The following is a 2518-nucleotide window of genomic DNA, read 5'->3' on the forward strand; positions in this document are numbered from 1 at the left end:
AGCACCCATGGCTGCTGCGCGGGCAGGAGATCGCCAACCGTGCGGGCGATGTCCGACTGATCCATCGCGAAGGAGCGCATGAAGCGCTGTAACCGGATGTAGTTCGAACTGGGCTTCGCGCGGCTCGAGAGCACCGGCGCCAGGCGGGCCAGGTTGACCGAGCGCACTTGCAGGACGGCCAGGATGAAACGGGCGAGAAAATCGAGACGAGAGCCATGCCAGTCCAGGTGAGTGGCAAGCAGGGTTCGGAGCAGTCTGACAGTGCGGGTTTCGGGCATCGTGACGTTGGGGCAGAGTCTCAAGACGATGCCATTATAATCAAAAGCTTAATTTGAAATATACTGTACTGAGGTGAGGCACACTCAATATGTATGCCATTAAAACAAAGTGACATATATTTCATGTAGATCGCATAACAAAGCAAATCCAGCCGATGCCTTCAGTCGCTACCGCTCCTTACGGCTCGGCTGATTTGCGTCGTTAGCCATATAAGAGAGACACCTACGTATGGTCACCTATTATTACGCTTATCATGGCCCCGACAACGCGGAAAGCTTTAATTTTAAGACTGGCTATGGGGTTTCCCAAAAATACAAGCAAGAGCAAACAAATATTGGTGACCGCGTTTTCATAATTCAAAAAAGAAAGAAGAATAATTATTTTGAGTTGTGTGGGGTGTTTGAGATAGTCGGTCACTATCATGACTCAAAGAGCCTAAGGCCCCACAGAATGAAGCTGGAAGACTATTCAAAATTACCTGAATTTGTAGAGCTTCCTGAAAATAAAATAAGCAAAAGCCTTCCTAAAGCGAAGGGTGATCAACGCTGGTCTGTCTTTAAAAGACATTTTTGTAGGCAAGGTGTTTCATTTCAAAGCCCACTAAAAGAAGAAGTGGTGTCTATATTAAATAGTTATATTCCAAGGAGCTTCCTGCTAGAAGATGTCTTAAAAAATTTTGAGGAAGAGGTTCTTAGATCTTTAAAACTCTCAGAGAGCGACAGACAAAAGAGACTCAATAGCGCGGAAAGGAAACCCGAGAAGAAAACCGTTGAAGTAACTATTTACAATAGAAATCCTGATGTAGTGGCAGAGGTTCTTGAGAAAGCTAAGGGGCTATGTGGAATTTGTGGAAAAAAAGCTCCGTTCAACAAAAGGACAAATGGGCTCCCTTATTTAGAAGTACATCATCGCGTTCAATTATCAAAAGGTGGTGAAGATACTATTGAAAACACGATTGCATTGTGCCCTAACTGTCATAGGGAGCAATATTATGGCTAACAACCGCATTAACTCCGACCTTCGCCGCGATGCGGCTCAGTCGGGTTATGCGGAGCGTTAGGCATCCTGAGAAATCGATGAAGATATGGTCGCATGAATGATTGGTTTAAGATAGATCGAGTCGATAACGAAACTTATATCATAAGCGAATACCGGCACTGGGAAGAAACGCATTGTTATCTCTTGAATGGGTCTGAGCGCAGTTTGCTGATTGATACGGGGTTGGGGATCTGTGATATTCACGAGCAAATCGCAAAGTTGACTGATAAGCCAATTGTGTCTATAGCGACTCATATTCACTGGGATCATATTGGCGGTCATAAATATTTTCCCGACTTTTACGCTCATGAAAATGAGTTGACTTGGCTTGGTGGTGGATTTCCTCTGACAATAGAGCAGATTAGAGGCATGGTTGTTGACCGCTGCGATCTGCCGGAAGGCTATGATGTAAATAACTATGAATTATTTCAGGGTCAGCCAACCAAGGTGCTAAAGGGTGATGAGTTGATAGATATCGGCGGTCGCTCTGTCCAAATAGTGCATACGCCCGGCCATTCGCCGGGGCATATGTGTTTTTGGGAAAAAGAGCGTGGATATCTTTTTACCGGCGATTTGGTTTATAAGGACACGCTGTTCGCCTACTTTCCGTCCACTGATCCAGAGGCGTACCTCAACTCTCTGGAGCGGATTTCGGCTCTGCCAGTGAAGCAGGTTTTTCCCGCGCATCACACGCTAAATATTGAGCCTGAAATTCTGTTCCGAATGCGTGACGCTTTGAGACAGTTACAGGATGAGGGGAAATTGCATCATGGTAGTGGAACATATGATTACGGCGACTGGGCGATATGGCTATAAAAATAAAGACGCTTAACAAAGCGAATTAACTCGGATGCAAATTCCGCCGCGCCTCAGCACAGTACAAAACGAATAGCTTCCCCAGCTAATACAGCACGCGCCTCATGTCATGTTGGACGTTGAACGGTCGCCCATCGAGCATGAAACCGAGGACGCAGAGCAACTCGGCAGCGAAACTGGCCTGCAGGGTGATGAGGCGCTGAAGGAGGTTGAGTCCATAGCGAAAGAAGCTGAACTGAGGGCGCTCGAGTGTTTTTTTTGGCGAATCGGCTGTTGCTCGTGCGCCCAGACACCGGCATGAACCGCCCACAGGGTGGTCAGCGTCAACAGCGCGAACAGTCGCTCGAGGCGCTCGGGCTTGGTGAGATGGGTCTCTTCGAGGTGG

General features: G+C 47.3%; 2 protein-coding genes and 1 pseudogene. 2 read left to right on the forward strand and 1 reads right to left on the reverse strand.

All coding sequences use genetic code 11. The features are described 5' to 3' along the window. Positions 1 to 278: pseudogene (locus tag THIDRDRAFT_RS23035) on the reverse strand (IS4 family transposase); the annotation flags it as partial. Between the two features lie 229 nt (positions 279 to 507). Here THIDRDRAFT_RS23035 and THIDRDRAFT_RS25185 point away from each other — a divergent pair. After that, on the forward strand, positions 508 to 1278 hold the full coding sequence (locus tag THIDRDRAFT_RS25185; protein WP_007043353.1) for an HNH endonuclease: 771 nt from the start codon (positions 508 to 510) through the stop codon (positions 1276 to 1278). 93 nt (positions 1279 to 1371) lie between these two features. Further along, positions 1372 to 2133, forward strand: a complete 762-nt coding sequence (locus tag THIDRDRAFT_RS23045) for an MBL fold metallo-hydrolase (protein WP_007043354.1) — start codon at positions 1372 to 1374, stop codon at positions 2131 to 2133. Positions 2134 to 2518: the final 385 nt, after the last annotated feature.

Origin of the sequence: Thiorhodococcus drewsii AZ1 (assembly GCF_000224065.1) — a bacterium.
In the GTDB taxonomy this organism is placed as follows: Bacteria; Pseudomonadota; Gammaproteobacteria; order Chromatiales; family Chromatiaceae; genus Imhoffiella; species Imhoffiella drewsii.

What these genes read in the sequence shown, in the direction of transcription:
- THIDRDRAFT_RS25185 (WP_007043353.1), top strand. Translation starts at nt 508, where the DNA reads ATGGTCACCTATTATTACGCTTATCATGGCCCCGACAACGCGGAAAGC.
- THIDRDRAFT_RS23045 (WP_007043354.1), top strand. Translation starts at nt 1,372, where the DNA reads ATGAATGATTGGTTTAAGATAGATCGAGTCGATAACGAAACTTATATC.